The sequence below is a fragment of the Brachybacterium sp. NBEC-018 genome (assembly GCF_024860185.1).
GTDB lineage: Bacteria > Actinomycetota > Actinomycetes > Actinomycetales > Dermabacteraceae > Brachybacterium > Brachybacterium rhamnosum.
In genome coordinates this window covers 2,660,620-2,674,556 of record NZ_CP100650.1, presented here as the reverse complement: position 1 = coordinate 2,674,556, position 13,937 = coordinate 2,660,620, and the positions used below count along the sequence as shown (strand labels likewise).

Annotated in this window: 14 protein-coding genes and 1 pseudogene; 11 read left to right on the top strand and 4 right to left on the bottom strand. The window is 71.2% G+C overall.

Translation table 11 applies throughout. The features are described 5' to 3' along the window. Position 1 precedes the first annotated feature (1 nt). The 6 genes and pseudogenes from NLU66_RS12125 to NLU66_RS12105 all read left to right on the top strand — a co-directional run bounded on the left by NLU66_RS12125 (position 2) and on the right by NLU66_RS12105 (position 4,434). On the top strand, positions 2–1,012 hold the full coding sequence (locus NLU66_RS12125; RefSeq protein ID WP_259359931.1) for an ABC transporter permease: 1,011 nt from the start codon (positions 2–4) through the stop codon (positions 1,010–1,012). Next, complete coding sequence (locus NLU66_RS12120; RefSeq protein ID WP_259359930.1) at positions 1,009–1,944, top strand: ABC transporter ATP-binding protein; 936 nt, start codon at positions 1,009–1,011, stop codon at positions 1,942–1,944. Before NLU66_RS12125 ends, NLU66_RS12120 begins: the two co-directional genes overlap by 4 nt. Beyond that, positions 1,941–2,804 carry an ABC transporter ATP-binding protein gene (locus NLU66_RS12115; RefSeq protein ID WP_259359929.1) on the top strand — a complete coding sequence of 288 codons (864 nt, stop codon included), beginning with the start codon at positions 1,941–1,943 and terminating at the stop codon, positions 2,802–2,804. The genes NLU66_RS12120 and NLU66_RS12115 overlap by 4 nt, the downstream gene beginning before the upstream one ends. Before the next feature lie 92 nt (positions 2,805–2,896). Then, a pseudogene (locus tag NLU66_RS17740) lies at positions 2,897–3,343 on the top strand (transglutaminase-like domain-containing protein); the annotation flags it as partial. A gap of 94 nt (positions 3,344–3,437) precedes the next feature. Then, complete coding sequence (locus tag NLU66_RS12110; RefSeq protein ID WP_259359928.1) at positions 3,438–3,824, top strand: hypothetical protein; 387 nt, start codon at positions 3,438–3,440, stop codon at positions 3,822–3,824. Between the two features lie 31 nt (positions 3,825–3,855). Continuing rightward, positions 3,856–4,434, top strand: a complete 579-nt coding sequence (locus tag NLU66_RS12105; RefSeq protein ID WP_259359927.1) for a maltokinase N-terminal cap-like domain-containing protein — start codon at positions 3,856–3,858, stop codon at positions 4,432–4,434. Between the two features lie 139 nt (positions 4,435–4,573). Here the strand turns inward: NLU66_RS12105 and NLU66_RS12100 are convergent, their stop codons facing one another. Continuing rightward, on the bottom strand, positions 4,574–5,542 hold the full coding sequence (locus NLU66_RS12100) for a phosphotransferase enzyme family protein (RefSeq protein WP_259359926.1): 969 nt from the start codon (positions 5,540–5,542) through the stop codon (positions 4,574–4,576). 156 nt (positions 5,543–5,698) lie between these two features. Here NLU66_RS12100 and NLU66_RS12095 point away from each other — a divergent pair, with 156 nt between their 5' ends. After that, on the top strand, positions 5,699–6,313 hold the full coding sequence (locus NLU66_RS12095; RefSeq protein ID WP_259359925.1) for a GNAT family N-acetyltransferase: 615 nt from the start codon (positions 5,699–5,701) through the stop codon (positions 6,311–6,313). Between the two features lie 69 nt (positions 6,314–6,382). Here NLU66_RS12095 and NLU66_RS12090 read toward each other — a convergent pair whose 3' ends face one another. After that, a complete protein-coding gene (locus NLU66_RS12090) occupies positions 6,383–7,114 on the bottom strand; it encodes a DinB family protein (protein ID WP_259359924.1) in 732 nt (243 codons plus the stop codon). Positions 7,115–7,492: 378 nt separating this feature from the next. On the opposite strand from NLU66_RS12090, the gene NLU66_RS12085 reads away from it, so the two are divergent. From NLU66_RS12085 to NLU66_RS12070, 4 genes are all read left to right on the top strand, one after another. Then, positions 7,493–8,419, top strand: coding sequence for an endonuclease/exonuclease/phosphatase family protein (locus NLU66_RS12085; protein WP_259359923.1), 927 nt, complete (start codon positions 7,493–7,495; stop codon positions 8,417–8,419). Positions 8,420–8,655: 236 nt separating this feature from the next. Then, the gene (locus NLU66_RS12080; RefSeq protein WP_259359922.1) at positions 8,656–9,582 is read left to right on the top strand and encodes a carbohydrate ABC transporter permease; all 927 of its coding nucleotides are present in this window, start codon (positions 8,656–8,658) and stop codon (positions 9,580–9,582) included. Continuing rightward, entirely contained in the window at positions 9,579–10,508 is a 930-nt protein-coding gene (locus tag NLU66_RS12075; RefSeq protein ID WP_259359921.1) for a carbohydrate ABC transporter permease, read from the top strand. The genes NLU66_RS12080 and NLU66_RS12075 overlap by 4 nt, the downstream gene beginning before the upstream one ends. Positions 10,509–10,593: 85 nt before the next feature. Next, positions 10,594–11,955, top strand: a complete 1,362-nt coding sequence (locus NLU66_RS12070) for an ABC transporter substrate-binding protein (protein ID WP_259359920.1) — start codon at positions 10,594–10,596, stop codon at positions 11,953–11,955. Between the two features lie 102 nt (positions 11,956–12,057). On the opposite strand, the gene NLU66_RS12065 is transcribed toward NLU66_RS12070, so the two are convergent. Together NLU66_RS12065 and NLU66_RS12060 are read right to left on the bottom strand one after the other, a co-directional pair. Next, positions 12,058–13,032: a CPBP family intramembrane glutamic endopeptidase gene (locus NLU66_RS12065; protein WP_259359919.1), complete on the bottom strand. Its 975-nt coding sequence runs from the start codon at positions 13,030–13,032 to the stop codon at positions 12,058–12,060. Between the two features lie 132 nt (positions 13,033–13,164). Further along, on the bottom strand, positions 13,165–13,914 hold the full coding sequence (locus NLU66_RS12060; protein WP_137770809.1) for a queuosine precursor transporter: 750 nt from the start codon (positions 13,912–13,914) through the stop codon (positions 13,165–13,167). Positions 13,915–13,937: the final 23 nt, after the last annotated feature.

The window sequence follows — 13,937 nt, the reverse complement described above, 5'->3', positions numbered from 1 at the left end:
CATGTCGACTCCGAACGCACCGGTGACCGACGAGAAGTCGGCACCTCGCAGCAACCCGTTCCGCAGCTTCAACTTCTCCACCCGGTTCTGGGTCTCGCTGGTGATCGTCGTCGCCGTCGTCGTGCTCGGCCTGGCCGGCTTCCTCTACCCCACGGGGTCGGGGGAGAAGGTCGGCTCGCTGTACGACGCCCCCGGCGGGGGACTCCCGCTCGGCACGGACAACTTCGGGCACGACGTGCTCGCCGTGCTCATGGCGGGCACCCGCACCTCGCTGATCATCGGTCTCGTCGCGGGGAGCATCGCGACCGCGATCGGCGTCGCCGTCGGCCTGGTCGCCGGCTTCGTCGGCGGCTGGCTCGAGGAGGTCCTCATGGGCATCACCAACGTGGTGCTCGCGATCCCCTCGATCATCGTGCTGATCCTGATCTCGATCTCGCTGCCGCAGAGCAGCATCTGGTCGCTCGCGGTCGTCATCGGGATCACGGCGTGGCCCTGGACGGCCCGCGCCGTGCGTGCCCAGGCCTCCTCGGTCGCCACCCGCGAGCACATCGACGTGGCCCGGCTCTCCGGCGCGCGGCTGCCCAGCATCCTGCTGGTGGACGTGCTGCCCTACATCCTGTCCTACGCGGTGATGGCCTTCGTGCTGCAGGTCTCCGGCGCGATCCTCGCCGAGTCGGCGCTGTCGATGCTGGGCCTCGGCCCCTCGGGCACGGACTCACTGGGCACCCAGCTGCACTGGGCGCTCGCCTTCCAGGCGGTCGCCACGGGCGCATGGTGGGCCTTCCTGCCGCCCACGATCGTGCTCACCCTCGTCTCCTTCGGCTTCCTGCTGCTGCAGGCGAGCCTCGACGAGGTCTTCAACCCCCGCCTGCGGCGCGGCAAGAAGAAGCAGATGAAGCAGGCCGCGGCCCGCCGTGCGAAGGAGGCCGCCGCGCTCGCCGCCGGCGAGCAGGCCCCCGCCGCCGGCGCCGATCCCCGGCCTGTCCCCACCAGCGCAGGAGGAGCGGCATGAGCCACGCCACCACCCCGCCCGCCCCCGCATCGGCAGGGACGAAGGACCGGTCGGGCCTGCTCGCCCGGGTCACCGACGTCCGCTCCGTGTACGGCGGCGGCGAGCAGGACTTCACCGCCGTCGACGGGGTCTCCCTCGAGCTCGGCGAGGGGGAGATCCTGGGCCTCGCCGGCGAGTCCGGCTGCGGCAAGACGACGCTCGGCAACACCCTCGCGATGATCGCGGCCCCGCCGCTGTACGTGCTCTCCGGCACGCTCGAGATCGACGACGAGGTCATCGACCTCTCGACGCTCTCCCCGGCGGACGTCAAGCGCCACCGCCCCTACCGCGGCAGCACCGTCTCGATGCTTCCGCAGGGCGCGATGAACGCGATCAGCCCGACGGTGCGGATCCGCAGCCTCGTCCACGACGTCATGAGGGCCCACCGCACCGGTGTCTCGAAGGACGAGGCGCTGGACCGGGCCCGGGACCGGCTGAAGATGCTCGAGATGCCGGTGCGCGTGCTCGACTCGTACGCCCACCAGCTCTCCGGCGGCATGAAGCAGCGCGTCATCACCGTGATCTCGACGCTGCTGGACCCCCGGCTGCTGATCGCGGACGAACCCACCTCCGCCCTCGACGTCTCCAGCCAGCGCATGCTCGTGGAGATGCTGCTGGCGATGGTGGAGCAGCGGATCATGTCCGGCGTCGTCTTCGTGACGCACGACCTCCCCGTCCTCTCGCAGGTCTCGGACAAGCTCGCGATCATGAACGCCGGCTCCATCGTCGAGATGGGGCCCACTCGCCAGCTCGTCGAGGACCCGCAGCACCCGTACACCAAGAAGCTGCTCTCCTCGGTGCTGGACCCGACCGCGGAGACCCGGGAGCGCGGTCGCGACCGCGCCCGGGGCGGGGCGCCCGCCCCGGCACCGAGCACGGAGGAGGCACGATGACCGAGAGCGCCACCGGACCCGCCGCGGCCCCGGTCGACGACGCCGGCGGGATGATCACCCGCTCCGAGGCGGGGACCCCGCTGCTGTCCTGCCGCGACCTGACGAAGACGTTCAGCGTCGCGGGCGGCAGCATCACGGCGGTGGACTCCGTGAGCCTCGACTTCCCCGCCTCGAGCGTGCTCGCGGTGGTGGGGGAGTCCGGCTCCGGCAAGTCGACCCTCGCGCGGATGCTGCTGCGGCTCATGCCCGCGACCTCCGGCACGATCACCTTCCGCGACCAGGACGTCACGAAGATCAAGGGCCAGGAGCTGCGGTCCTACTGGTCCGAGGTCCAGGCCGTTTTCCAGGACCCCTTCGCCTCCTTCAACCAGTTCTTCACCGTGGGCTCGCTGCTGCGCCGCAGCCTCAAGCTCGCGGGCGTGGAGAAGGAGGAGGGCGACCATCTCATCGAGGAGTGCCTGGGCTACGTGGGCCTCACGCCCAAGGAGGCGCTGCACAAGTTCCCGCACCAGATGTCCGGCGGGCAGCGGCAGCGCGTCATGGTCGCCCGCGCGCTCATGATGCGGCCGACGGTCCTCCTCGCGGACGAGGCGACGAGCATGCTCGACGCGTCGCTGCGTGTGAACGTCCTCAACGTGCTCCACGACCTGCGCCACGAGCTGGGCCTCACGGTCCTGTTCATCACCCACGACATCGGCCAGGCCTGCTACCTCGCGGACCGCGTCGCGGTGATGGAGCACGGCGTCGTCGTCGAGCGGGGCAGCACCGAGGAGGTCATCTTCGCGCCGCAGGCGGAGTACACCAAGCGCCTGCTCGCGGACGTCCCTGACCTCCGGGGCAGCCTCAAGCACCACGCCTGAGCGACAGGCACGACCGGCCCGGTGGTCGATGGGGCAGACCCCACGCCCACCGGGCCCTGTCGTGCCCGCGGGCCGAGGCGCATACTGCCGCCATGGCGATGACGCTGAGCGATCCTCCCGTCCCTGCGGACTGGGCGCGGCACACCCCCGCCTCCGACCCGGGGCCCTGGGCGGCGCTGCTCGACGCGGTGCCGCCGCGACCCGCCGAGATCGGGCGGGTCGTGCAGAACCTCGGCGCCCATTACCGGAGCCAGGAGGCCGACCTGCCACCCGCGACCCGCGGCGACGTCGACCTGCGCTGGGTCGCCGACATGCTCGCCACCGACCAGCGCCGCCACGACGGCCGGCCGCTGGGCGCGGAGCGGCCGGTGGGGGAGCGGCTCCAGGGGTGCTGCCGTGACCACGCCCTGCTCGCCGTCGCGATCCTGCGCCACCACGGCGTCCCGGCGCGCTGCCGGGTGGGCTTCGCCGACTACTTCGTGCCCGGGTGGCACGCGGACCACGTCGTCGCCGAGTGGCACGACGGCAGCCGCTGGCGACGCTTCGACCCCGAGGTCGACCCGGCGTGGGGGCTGCTGCCGGACCCCCTGGACCTCGACACGGAGGTCGTCCTGAACGGGGGGCCCGGGCTTCGTGACCGCGGGGGAGACCTTCCGCCTGGTGCGGGAGGGCCGCCTGGACCCGTCGTCCCACGGGGTCGCGCCGGGGATCCCGGAGCTGGCGGGCGAGGGCTTCGTGCTCGCGGAGCTCCTCTGGGAGCTCGCCCACCGCTACGGGGACGAGCTGCTGCTGTGGGACTCCTGGGGCGGGGTGCCCGGGCCGGGCGAGTTGATGGACCCGGCGCTGCTCGACGTGCTCGACCGTGCCGCCGCACTGCTCGCCGCCGCCGACGCCGGGATCGGCCAGGCGGAGGCGGAGCTCCACGCCCTCTACGTCTCCGACGTCCGGCTCCACCCGGGGGCCGAGGTGGTCCGCCACTCTCCCGTCACCGACGACGCCGTGACGGTGCGCCTGCGGTGACGACGCGACGCGCGGCCCGTACCGTGGGGGCATGGCGATCATCCATCGGGCCGATCTGAGCCCCACCAAGCCCGAGATCCTGCACGCCTTCCTCTCCGACCGCAGCTGGGGCGACGGCGGCGAGATCACCGTGCTGGGCGCCTACCGCTTCGACGACCCGACGGGGGAGGTGGGCGTCGAGTGCCACCTCGTGCAGGCCGGGGACACCGTGTTCCACCTGCCGCTCACCTACCGCGGCGCGCCCCTCGACGACGCGGAGGACGCCTTCGTGGGCACCCTGCAGCATTCGGTGCTGGGGGAGCGGTTCGTCTACGACGGGCTCGGCGACGAGGTCGCGATCGACTGCTTCGCCCGCGCGCTCGCCGGGGAGCAGGAGCAGGCCGAGCTCGACGTGTACGACGGCGAGACCCTCGTCGAGCATCGGCCCCAGACCGTGCTGCTGCATCTCGAGACCGACGAGGGCGAGGAGGCGCCGAGCCTCACCGCGCTCATGGAGGACGGCGAGCCCTTCACCGTGGCGCGCACGGTGGGAGGCCTCGACGGCGCGGTGCGGCTGGTCGCCACCTGGGGCGGCGAGCACGCCGGCAGCGGCGTCGTCGCCTCCTGCTGAGACCGGGCAGCGACGACCGACGTCGGCGATCGCCGCACCCGTCGGCCTCACCGGCCACGGAGGCGCGCGGCGCCGGTCCAGGACGTCGACGTTTCCTTCCACGACCTGGAAGCAGGGGTCGACGTCCCGTCGCCGTGCCTCAGGCGGCGACGGCTCGCACCGCGGCGTCCACCTCGCCGACGTGCCCGAGGTGCCAGCGCGCGGCGGAGATCGCGTCCTCGCACACTTCGTCGTGGTCGGGGAGCCGCCTGCGCTCGAGCTCGCCCATCGTGATCCGGAGCGAGTAGCTCACCTCGAGGACGTTCGCGGCGAGGACGAGCCCCGGGAGTGCGGCCAGCTCTCGACCATCGAGCGGGGATTCCTGGTGGTAGCCCTCCAGGAACGGCCGGAGATGAGCGGCGCGATCCTCACCGGGGTGCGCGCCGCGACGCCACCGACGTCGGAGACGCCGGGAGAGATATTTGGCGAGATCCCACGCCCGCGGCGCCTGCGGCAGATGGTCGAGGTCGATAAGGGAGATGAGTTCTCCGGACCGGCCGAGCAGCACGTTGTCCGGGGTCAGGTCGCCGTGGACCAGCTGGAGCTGCAGCCGGTCCACGGCGTCAGCGATGTTCTCCCGGCAGCGGCCGAAGGCTTCTGCGAGATCAGCGGGTAGGCGCAGGTCTCCGCGTACGGCCGGGGCGAGCTGCTCGGTGTACGAGTTCGTGGACCACGGGTACGCGGCGAGTGCACGGTGGAGCCGGGCGACGGTCTGCCCGATCGCCCCTTCGAGTTCGAGTAGCGTGCTCGGGGCCAGCGCGTCGGAGGGCAGTCTCGGCATCAGGACGAAGGGATCGTCCGGGCTGCCCGCCCATGACGTGGCTCGATCGGTCAGGAGGTACTCCATGACCGCGATGTCGCTCCTCGAGAGCCAGTGCTGCACACGGCACTCGTCGGCCAGGGGAAGGTTCCGCCACTTCCCGAGCCCCTTCAGGTAATACTTCTTGCCGTCCTCCGCGAGGACGGGCCACAGCTCACGGCCGGGCAGCCTTTCGCCGAGCCGGGGATCCCTTCCGACGACGGTGTCCCATTCCTGCAGTGCGCTACGTGCTCGGTGACTGTCGTCCACGTCCGATCCTTTCCGCGTGGCCGCCGCGATGGAGCTGCCCCGTTCCTGCCAGGAGGCGGCGACGAGGTGCCCCGGCGACGAGAGGCCACCATGGAGCGAGGAGGTCCCGCACGACTCCTGTGGTGTAGGTCACTTCCGCGGAGTAGCGTCGGCCGCATGGCCACCGTCGACCCGGGCCCGACGACGATCCGCCCGCTCTCCGTCGAGAGCTGGGGGCTGTTCGACGCCCTTGTGGAGCGTCACGGCGGGATCTTCGGGGGCTGCTGGTGCACGTACTTCCATCCCGATGACGGGGAGCGTGCACCAGGCGCCGAGGGGAACCGGGAGTTCAAGCGCAGGCTCGTCGAGGAGGGCGTCGCACACGCCGCGCTCGTGATCCGAGAGGACGCCGACGGCGAGGAGGCCGTCGCTTGGGCCGAGTACGGGACGCCGGGGCAGCTCCCCGGCCTGCATCATCGCCAGCAGTACTTCGCCGACCTCGAGAACGCGGGGGAGTCCGAGCCCGACTACCGCGTGACCTGCATCTTCGTCGATCGCCGCTTCCGACGGCACGGACTCGTGACCCGGGCACTGGACGGGGCGCTCGCCCTCATCGCCCAGGACGGCGGAGGCGTGGTCGAGGGGTACCCACACGTGCCGCGGGAGAAGAAGGTCTCCGCCTCGTTCCTCTACAACGGCACACAGAGCGTCTACGAGCGCGCCGGCTTTGAGTTCGTGCGGTCCAAGGGGAGGTTCAACACGGTCATGCGTCGGGTCGTCGCCCCGGTCTGAGCGTTGGATCGGGCGCGAGCCGCGACGCGGCGCGCCGGCCCGGGCGCAGGATCAGGCCCGGTCGCAGCATCAGGACAGAAGTGCGAGGTCGCGGCGCGCGTAGCGCAGGTGCGCCCATTCCTCCTCGAGGATCGTGCGCAGGCAGTCGCCGACGGTGGGGCGCCAGCCGGTCGAGCCCCACGGATCGGCCCGCTCCTCGTCGAGCTGGGCGGGGGAGACGCTCTCGAGGAAGCGGGTGACGCGCTGCTGATGCTCCGCGCGCACGGTGAGGATCTCGTCGAAGGAGGGGATGTCGGTGCGGAGCATGGAGGTGTCCACGCCCATCTCCGCGGCGCCCGTGAAGAGCAGACCGATCTCGTGGAACGGCTGGTGCTCGCCGTGGATCCCGCCGCCCAGCCAGGCGTCGGTCGCGAGGATCAGGTGCCGCAGGGTCTGGGCGAGCGACCATTCGTCCGGGACGTGTGCGTCGACGAGCTCCGGGGGAGTGGCCTCGAGCGTCGCCTGCCAGGCGTCCTGCACCGCGGCCCAGCCCTCGCGCAGCCCGTCCGGCGTGCGGGAGCGGGACAGGGCGCGGCCGGGGAACAGCCGGTCCAGCTCCGCCTCGACGAAGGGCACGACGTCGACGCCGTTGACCAGCAGCGTGCCGAAGGCGAGGTCGTGGCTGTCGAGGTCGAGCCCGTTCAGCTCGGTGCCACGCACGGTGACCTCGCCGATGTCGCACCCGCGCAGGATCGCCCCGCGGAAGCTCGTGCGGAGGAATGTCGCGCCCGCGAACTCGCGGCTGTTCTCGATGGTGCTCATGGTGCCGCCTCGTGTCGTGCCGGGCAGGAGCCTGCGCGGTCGCGCCCAGCCTCGTCACGCGCCACGGGTTGGTCAAGGGACGGAGCATGATCAGTCGAGCTGCCGTCGGCTGCACGGCGAGGGGAGCCCTCTCCTCCACTTGACTTTACATAACGTACATTATCGGCGTTACGTCGGAAGGGTGAGAAGGGGCGAGTGGGCTGCGGTGGCCCACAGGATGCCCCGGCTCCTTACGCCGGATCCTGCGGAATCCGCCGTCCCGTCGTCCCACGTGGGACATGATCGGTGCACGCCCCGTTCACACCGACTCGCCAAGGTCGACGGGTTCGCCGTCCCGACCCGACGGAACCCCTGACCTCACGACATCGGAGACCAAGGATGACCACCCTCATGCGCCGCACCCTTCTCACCACCGCGACCGCCGCCGGCCTCGCCGCCGTCGCCGTCCCCGCCGAGGCCGCGCCGTCGACCTCCGGCACGGCGCTGATCGGCAAGGCCCGCAAGGATCAGCTCCACGTGATGACCTTCAACATCCGCATGGACAACTCCACGAACACCCAGCCGGGCGACGCCGACCACTGGCCCGAGCGCCGGCCGCTGCTCGTGGAGCTCCTCGAGCGTGAGCAGCCCACCCTGCTCGGTGTCCAGGAGGCGAAGTACGCCCAGCTCGGCGCCCTCGAGGAGGCGCTGCCGAAGCACCGCATGATCGGCTACGGCCGCCAGGGCGGCAGCCGCGACGAGTACTCCGCGATCCTCTACGACGCCACGCGACTCGAGGTGCTCGCCTGGGACCAGTTCTGGCTCTCCGACACGCCGGACGTCATCGGCTCCGCCACCTGGGGCAACACCGTGAACCGCATCGTCACCTGGGCCCACCTGCGCGATCTGCGCAGCGGCACCGAGCTCGTGCACGTCAACACCCACTTCGACCATCGCTCCGAGGAGGCCCGGATCCGCAGCGGCGAGGCGATCGCGGCGCTGCTCGAGGACGAGGAGCTCGCCGGGCTCCCCCTGATCCTCACGGGCGACTTCAACTCCCCCGCCCAGAACTCGGGCGCCTACACGACGCTCGTGACCGACGGCCCGCTGCTGGACACCTGGGACAGCGCCGAGGAGCGGCTCACCCCGGCCTGGGGCACGTTCCCCGGCTACGCGGATCCCGTCGAGGGCAACGACCGCATCGACTGGATCTGCACGAGCGACGACGTGCGCGCCCTGCGCACGGGGATCAACGTGTGGCGGGACGCCGACGGCCGCTACCCCTCCGACCATGCCCCCGTGCAGACGCTGATCGCCCTCCCCTGATCCTCGGCCACCTCTCCCCCTGCCCGCCGTGACCTGTCCGTGACCTGCAATTTCTCAGACATCCGCCCTCGAAGCGGGGCATGGTGTCAGACTCCTCACAGGTGGACGGCGCGGTTCATCGGACGTTCTCACCCCGGCCCTCTCCCGGTCGGCGGGCCGTCCCGATCCGGTCATTCCCGTCACCTGTGATGGCGAACGGCCGCCGATCGGGCGGCCCCGGACGGAACGAGGAGCGGATGTCGAGCACGACCACCGGTCAGGGTGCGCCCCCGCGGCGCCGGAGACTCACGGCCCGAGGACGTCGCGACGCGATCTGGTTCCTCGCCCTCGCCCTGCCCAACATCGTGCTCATCGCACTGTTCACGTACCGGCCGCTGCTGACGAACGTGTACTACTCGATGCTGGACTGGACGCTCGGATCGGCGAGCGCCACCTTCATCGGGCTGGGCAACTACGTCGAGTTCTTCACCTCGACGGCGGGCCACGCGAGCATCCGCATCACCGTGGTCTTCACGCTCGTCACCGTGGGCGGGTCGATGGTGCTCGGCCTGCTGCTGGCCCTCGCGCTCAACGCGCGGATCCCCGGCACCGCGATCGCCCGCTCCGCGGCCTTCGCGCCCTACGTGCTCTCCGGCGTGGGCGTGGGCCTGGTCTGGCTGTTCATCTTCGATCCCGACTTCGGCGTGCTCGCGTGGTTCCTCCGGCAGCTCGGCCTCAGCAGCCCCGAGTGGATGAACGATCCGACGATGGCGCTGGTCATGGTCATGGTCGTGTACATCTGGAAGAACCTCGGCTATTGCGCGATCGTCTACCTCGGCGGCCTGCAGTCGCTCCCGCAGGACGTGCTCCAGGCCGCCCAGCTCGACGGTGCCGGCCCGCTGCGACGGTTCTGGTCGATCAGCCTCCCGCTGCTCTCCCCCACGACCTTCTTCCTGCTCATCACGACGATGCTCAGCAGCCTTCAGGCCTTCGACATCCTCCGGATCATGACGCCCACGGGACGCGGCACCAACGCCCTCATCTTCGAGAGCTACCTGCAGGCCTTCGGCGGCTACTCGCGCGCCGGGTACTCCGCGGCGATCTCGGTGGTCCTGTTCCTCATGCTCATCGTCATCACGGTGGTGCAGGTCCGGTTCGTCGAGAAGAAGGTGCACTACGCATGAGCGCCCCCGTCGCCACCTCCCCCGGCCCTGTGACCCCGCCCGCCGGCGGGACGCCGCCACCGCCGATCCGCCGGCGCGGCGGCCCGTTCTCCCGCGAGAACCTCGCCGCGACGATCCTCACCGGCTACGTCCCGCTGATCCTCGCGACCGCCGTGGTGGTGCTGCCGCTGCTGTGGATGATGATCAGCTCGTTCAAGTCGCCGTCGGAGATCCTCACGACGGACCTCGTGGTGCTCCCCTCGGATCCGACGCTCCACAACTACCGGGTCGCGATGACCTCCGTGCCGATCCCCCGGTTCTTCCTGAACTCCGTGATCGTCACCGTGATCGGGGCGACGCTCAAGGTCACCCTCGCGATCATGACCGCCTATGCGCTCGTGTTCGTGCGCTTCCCGGCGAAGCGCATCATCTTCGTGGGCATCCTCGTGGCGCTCATGGTGCCGCCGCAGGTCGCGATCCTGCCCAACTACGTGCTCATCGCCGGCTGGGGCGGGGTCAACACCTACTGGGGCATCATCCTCCCGGGCCTGGGCACCGCCTTCGGGACCTTCCTGCTGCGCCAGCACTTCCTCACGATCCCGCCCTCGATCCTCGAGGCCGCGAGCCTGGACGGCGCCGGCCACTGGGGCAGCATCTGGCGGGTCGTCGTCCCGATCTCCCTGCCCTCGATCGCGACGGTGGCCCTCGTGACCGTCGTCAGCGAGTGGAACGACTACATCTGGCCGCTGATCATCACCACCGACTCCTCGATGATGACGCTCCCCGTGGGCCTCACGGCCCTGCAGAACTCCGAGGGGAACACGGGATCCGGCTGGGGGATCCTCATGGCCGGCACCGTCGTCGTCATCATCCCCGTGCTGCTCGTCTTCGCCGCGCTCCAGCGCTACATCGTCTCGGGGCTCACCCAGGGCAGCGTCACCGGCTGACCGGTCGCCCCGCGCACCCCTCGCACGTCCCCCTCCGCCGTCACCCCTGCAGGTCACCACCTCCCGTCCCGAAAGGACCCCCGCCATGACCGGACTCCCCCGCCCTCTCACCGCCTCCACGACCCGACGCTCCCTGATCGGGCTCGGCGCCACCGGCGCCGGCGCCCTCGCGCTCGCCGCCTGCGGCGGGCCCTCCGTGGGCGGCGGCTCCGGGGGCAGCGACGGCGGCTCGGCCGCCGAGGAGACCGACTTCTCCTCCGTCGAGCCCGCGACGGAGATCGCCTTCTGGACCAGCCACCCCGGCGGCTCCAAGGACGTCGAGGCCGAGCTCATCACGACGTTCACCGAGGAGACGGGCATCACCGTCAAGCACGTGACCGCCGGCTCGAACTACGAGGAGATCGCGCAGCGCTTCCAGACGGCCCAGGCCGCCAAGGACGACCTCCCCGCCGTCGTCGTGCTCTCCGACGTGTGGTGGTTCCGCTACTTCCTCGAGGGCAACATCGCCGCCCTGGACCCGATGATCGAGAAGCTCGGCATCGACATCGCGGACTACCGCGACTCCCTCGTCGCCGACTACCAGTACGACGACAAGCAGTGGGCGCTCCCCTACGGCCGCTCCACGCCCCTCTTCTACTACAACAAGGACCACTTCGCCGCCGCGGGCCTCCCCGACCGCGCCCCGAAGACCTGGCAGGAGTTCGAGGAGTGGGCCCCGAAGCTCACCCAGGGCGACGTCGCCTACATGTACCCCGACCTCGCGGGCTACGCCGGATGGACCCTCCAGAACGTGCTCTGGGGCCAGGGCACCGCGTGGTCCGACGACTGGACCCTGAAGGTCGCCGACCCCAAGACGATCGAGGCCATGACCTGGGTGCAGGACACGGTCCACTCCGCCGGCTGGGCGCAGGTCGCCTCGAGCGACTCGGCGGACACCTTCGCCGCGGGCGTCTGCTCGACGACGATCGCCTCGACCGGCTCGCTCGTGGGCGTGCTCGAGGCGGCGAGCTTCGACGTGGGCGTCGGCTTCCTCCCTGCCGGCCCGGTCGACGGCCCCGTCTGCCCGACGGGCGGTGCGGGCCTCGGCGTCCCCTCCGCGATCACGCCCGAGCAGCAGCTCGCCGGCGCGATGCTCATCGAGTTCATGGGCCGCCCGGAGTCCACCGTCGCGTTCTCCGGCGCGACCGGCTACATGCCGATCCGCAAGAGCGCCGACGTCTCCGCCCTGCTCGAGAAGACCCCGCAGATCCAGACCGCGATCGACCAGCTCGAGGTCACCCGCACCCAGGACTACGCCCGCGTGTTCCTCCCCGGTGCGGATCAGGAGATGGCGACCGCGGTGGGCTCGATCCTCACCGAGGAGGGTGACGTCGAGAAGGCCATGACGGACCTCCAGACGAAGCTCGAGGACATCTACACCAAGCAGGTCGAGCCGAAGCTCTCCTGACCTCCCGCCCGCCGCGAGCGGCGGCACCGCGCGAGCAGGGGCGGCGCCCCCGGCCACGGCCGGGGGCGCCGTCGTCCTCGGTTCCGGTCCTCCGGCCCCGGCTCAGGCGGTCCCGTGCACGACGGCCCGTTGGCGTCGGGCGAGCAGCCACACGAGGAGGACGGTCAGGAGGTCGGCCGCGATCATGAGGAGCATCGCCGGGCCGCCGCTGCCCGCCGAGCGGTCGATGAGGACGTTCCCGCCGTCGGCGAACAGGACGGCGATCAGCATGTTGATGATGTTGTTGGCGATGTGGAACGCGATCGCGGCCTCGAGGCCGGAGCTCAGCAGGGTGATCGCCGCGGCGCTGACCCCGAACAGCGTGTAGTACGCGATCAGCCACGGGTCCGTCGCGGCATGGACCAGGCCGAACGCGAGGCTCGAGCCGATGAGCCCGATCGCGATCGCCACGCGCGGGGACCTCGCCCAGGAGGCGATCGCGGGCATCATCGCCCCGCGGAAGATGACCTCCTCGCTCGCCGCCTGGAGCGGCGTGGTGAGCAGCGTGACGAGGATCAGCGCCACGGTCGTCGCGGTGATCGCGAAGGCGGAGAGCATGCCCTGCATCAGCAGGCTCACGACGACCGAGGCCACGAGCAGCAGCGGGGCGAGGACGAGCATCCAGCGCCCGAGCGCCCTCCAGGAGAAGGGCCGCCCGCGGCTCAGGACATGACGCCAGGGGACCCGGGCGAGCACCACCATCAGGGCGGTCGAGACCACCGCGGTGGCCACCAGGGACAGGTTCGCGGCCAGCAGCCGCAGCGGGCTCAGCGAGAAGCCCGACGGCTCCGCGCCCAGCAGGTCCACTTCCACGAACTGCGCCACGACGTCCAGGGCGAGCTGCAGCACGACCATGACGACGAGCGTGACGACGACGAGGACCGGCGGCGCCCACCAGCGCATGCGCACGTGCGCCCCGAACGGATGCCCGGGGCGGGGCCCCGTGCGCGAGGCGCGCGAGGTCGGGACGGCGGAGTGATCAGGGCCCGTGGGCGGGAGCGCGGGCGATGGCGAGGAGAGCGATGACGAGGAGCTCATGGCCCCAGCCTCGTCCTCCCGCGCAGGAGCCTCGCCCTCCCGGCGGTCACCCCGTCGCCCGACCTTCGTCGGGACGGGACGCCGCCGGGCGGGCGGAACGTCGGCCCGCTCCCCCCGCCGTGCGGGAGGGTCTCAGGCCGCGGCGGCCTCGCGCAGGCGCGCCTGGTAGGTGGGGTCGGTGCGCTTGAGCCAGCGGATCACCGCGGAGGTCACCGGGATCATCGCGTACTGGACGAGCACCTTGTAGAGGAAGCCGAGCACCGTGTACTGGGCCCACTGCTCGATGGTCGTGATGCCGATCGCCGCGGAGGCGATGGTGCAGAAGATGATCGTGTCCACGAGCTCGCCGAGCCCGGAGGAGGTGAAGAGCCGGCCGATCAGCCCGCGCTCGCCGAGGCGCTGCTTCATGCGGCCCACGACGAAGGAGTTCAGGCTCTGCCCGCAGGCGAAGCCGGCGAGGCCGGCGAGGACGACGATCCACACCGGGCCGAGCGCGAGCTCGAGGGCCTCCTGCTTCGCGAGGCCGTAGTCGTCGGGGAACGGCGGCAGGGCGATGATCGCCCAGTAGCTGAGGGAGGCGAGGATGCTCGCGGCGAAGGAGACGATGATCGCGCGGCGCGCGGTGCGGGGGCCGTACAGCTCGGTGACGATGTCGCCGAGCACGTAGGCGAGGGGGAAGAGGATGAACCCGCCGTCGGTGATGATCTCGAGCCCGGTCCCCGGGACCGTGCCGAAGCTGACCCCCTTGGCGGCGCCGATGCCGGAGAGGATCACCACCGCCACCATGGCGGCGAGGAGGATGTCGAAGTGGGAGGACCCCCGGTCGGCGTAGACGGCGCCGGCCGGGCGTCCAGTGGTCGTGGATGCGTCTGTCGTGGTCACCGGGGAAGGCTACACAGCCCTCT

Bases quoted from the DNA above. Each gene is read 5' to 3' on its own strand.
- NLU66_RS12125 (WP_259359931.1), top strand. From the start codon at position 2: ATGTCGACTCCGAACGCACCGGTGACCGACGAGAAGTCGGCACCTCGC.
- NLU66_RS12120 (WP_259359930.1), top strand. From the start codon at position 1,009: ATGAGCCACGCCACCACCCCGCCCGCCCCCGCATCGGCAGGGACGAAG.
- NLU66_RS12115 (WP_259359929.1), top strand. From the start codon at position 1,941: ATGACCGAGAGCGCCACCGGACCCGCCGCGGCCCCGGTCGACGACGCC.
- NLU66_RS12105 (WP_259359927.1), top strand. From the start codon at position 3,856: ATGGCGATCATCCATCGGGCCGATCTGAGCCCCACCAAGCCCGAGATC.
- NLU66_RS12095 (WP_259359925.1), top strand. From the start codon at position 5,699: ATGGCCACCGTCGACCCGGGCCCGACGACGATCCGCCCGCTCTCCGTC.
- NLU66_RS12090 (WP_259359924.1), bottom strand. From the start codon at position 7,114: ATGAGCACCATCGAGAACAGCCGCGAGTTCGCGGGCGCGACATTCCTC.
- NLU66_RS12085 (WP_259359923.1), top strand. From the start codon at position 7,493: ATGACCACCCTCATGCGCCGCACCCTTCTCACCACCGCGACCGCCGCC.
- NLU66_RS12080 (WP_259359922.1), top strand. From the start codon at position 8,656: ATGTCGAGCACGACCACCGGTCAGGGTGCGCCCCCGCGGCGCCGGAGA.
- NLU66_RS12075 (WP_259359921.1), top strand. From the start codon at position 9,579: ATGAGCGCCCCCGTCGCCACCTCCCCCGGCCCTGTGACCCCGCCCGCC.
- NLU66_RS12070 (WP_259359920.1), top strand. From the start codon at position 10,594: ATGACCGGACTCCCCCGCCCTCTCACCGCCTCCACGACCCGACGCTCC.
- NLU66_RS12065 (WP_259359919.1), bottom strand. From the start codon at position 13,032: ATGAGCTCCTCGTCATCGCTCTCCTCGCCATCGCCCGCGCTCCCGCCC.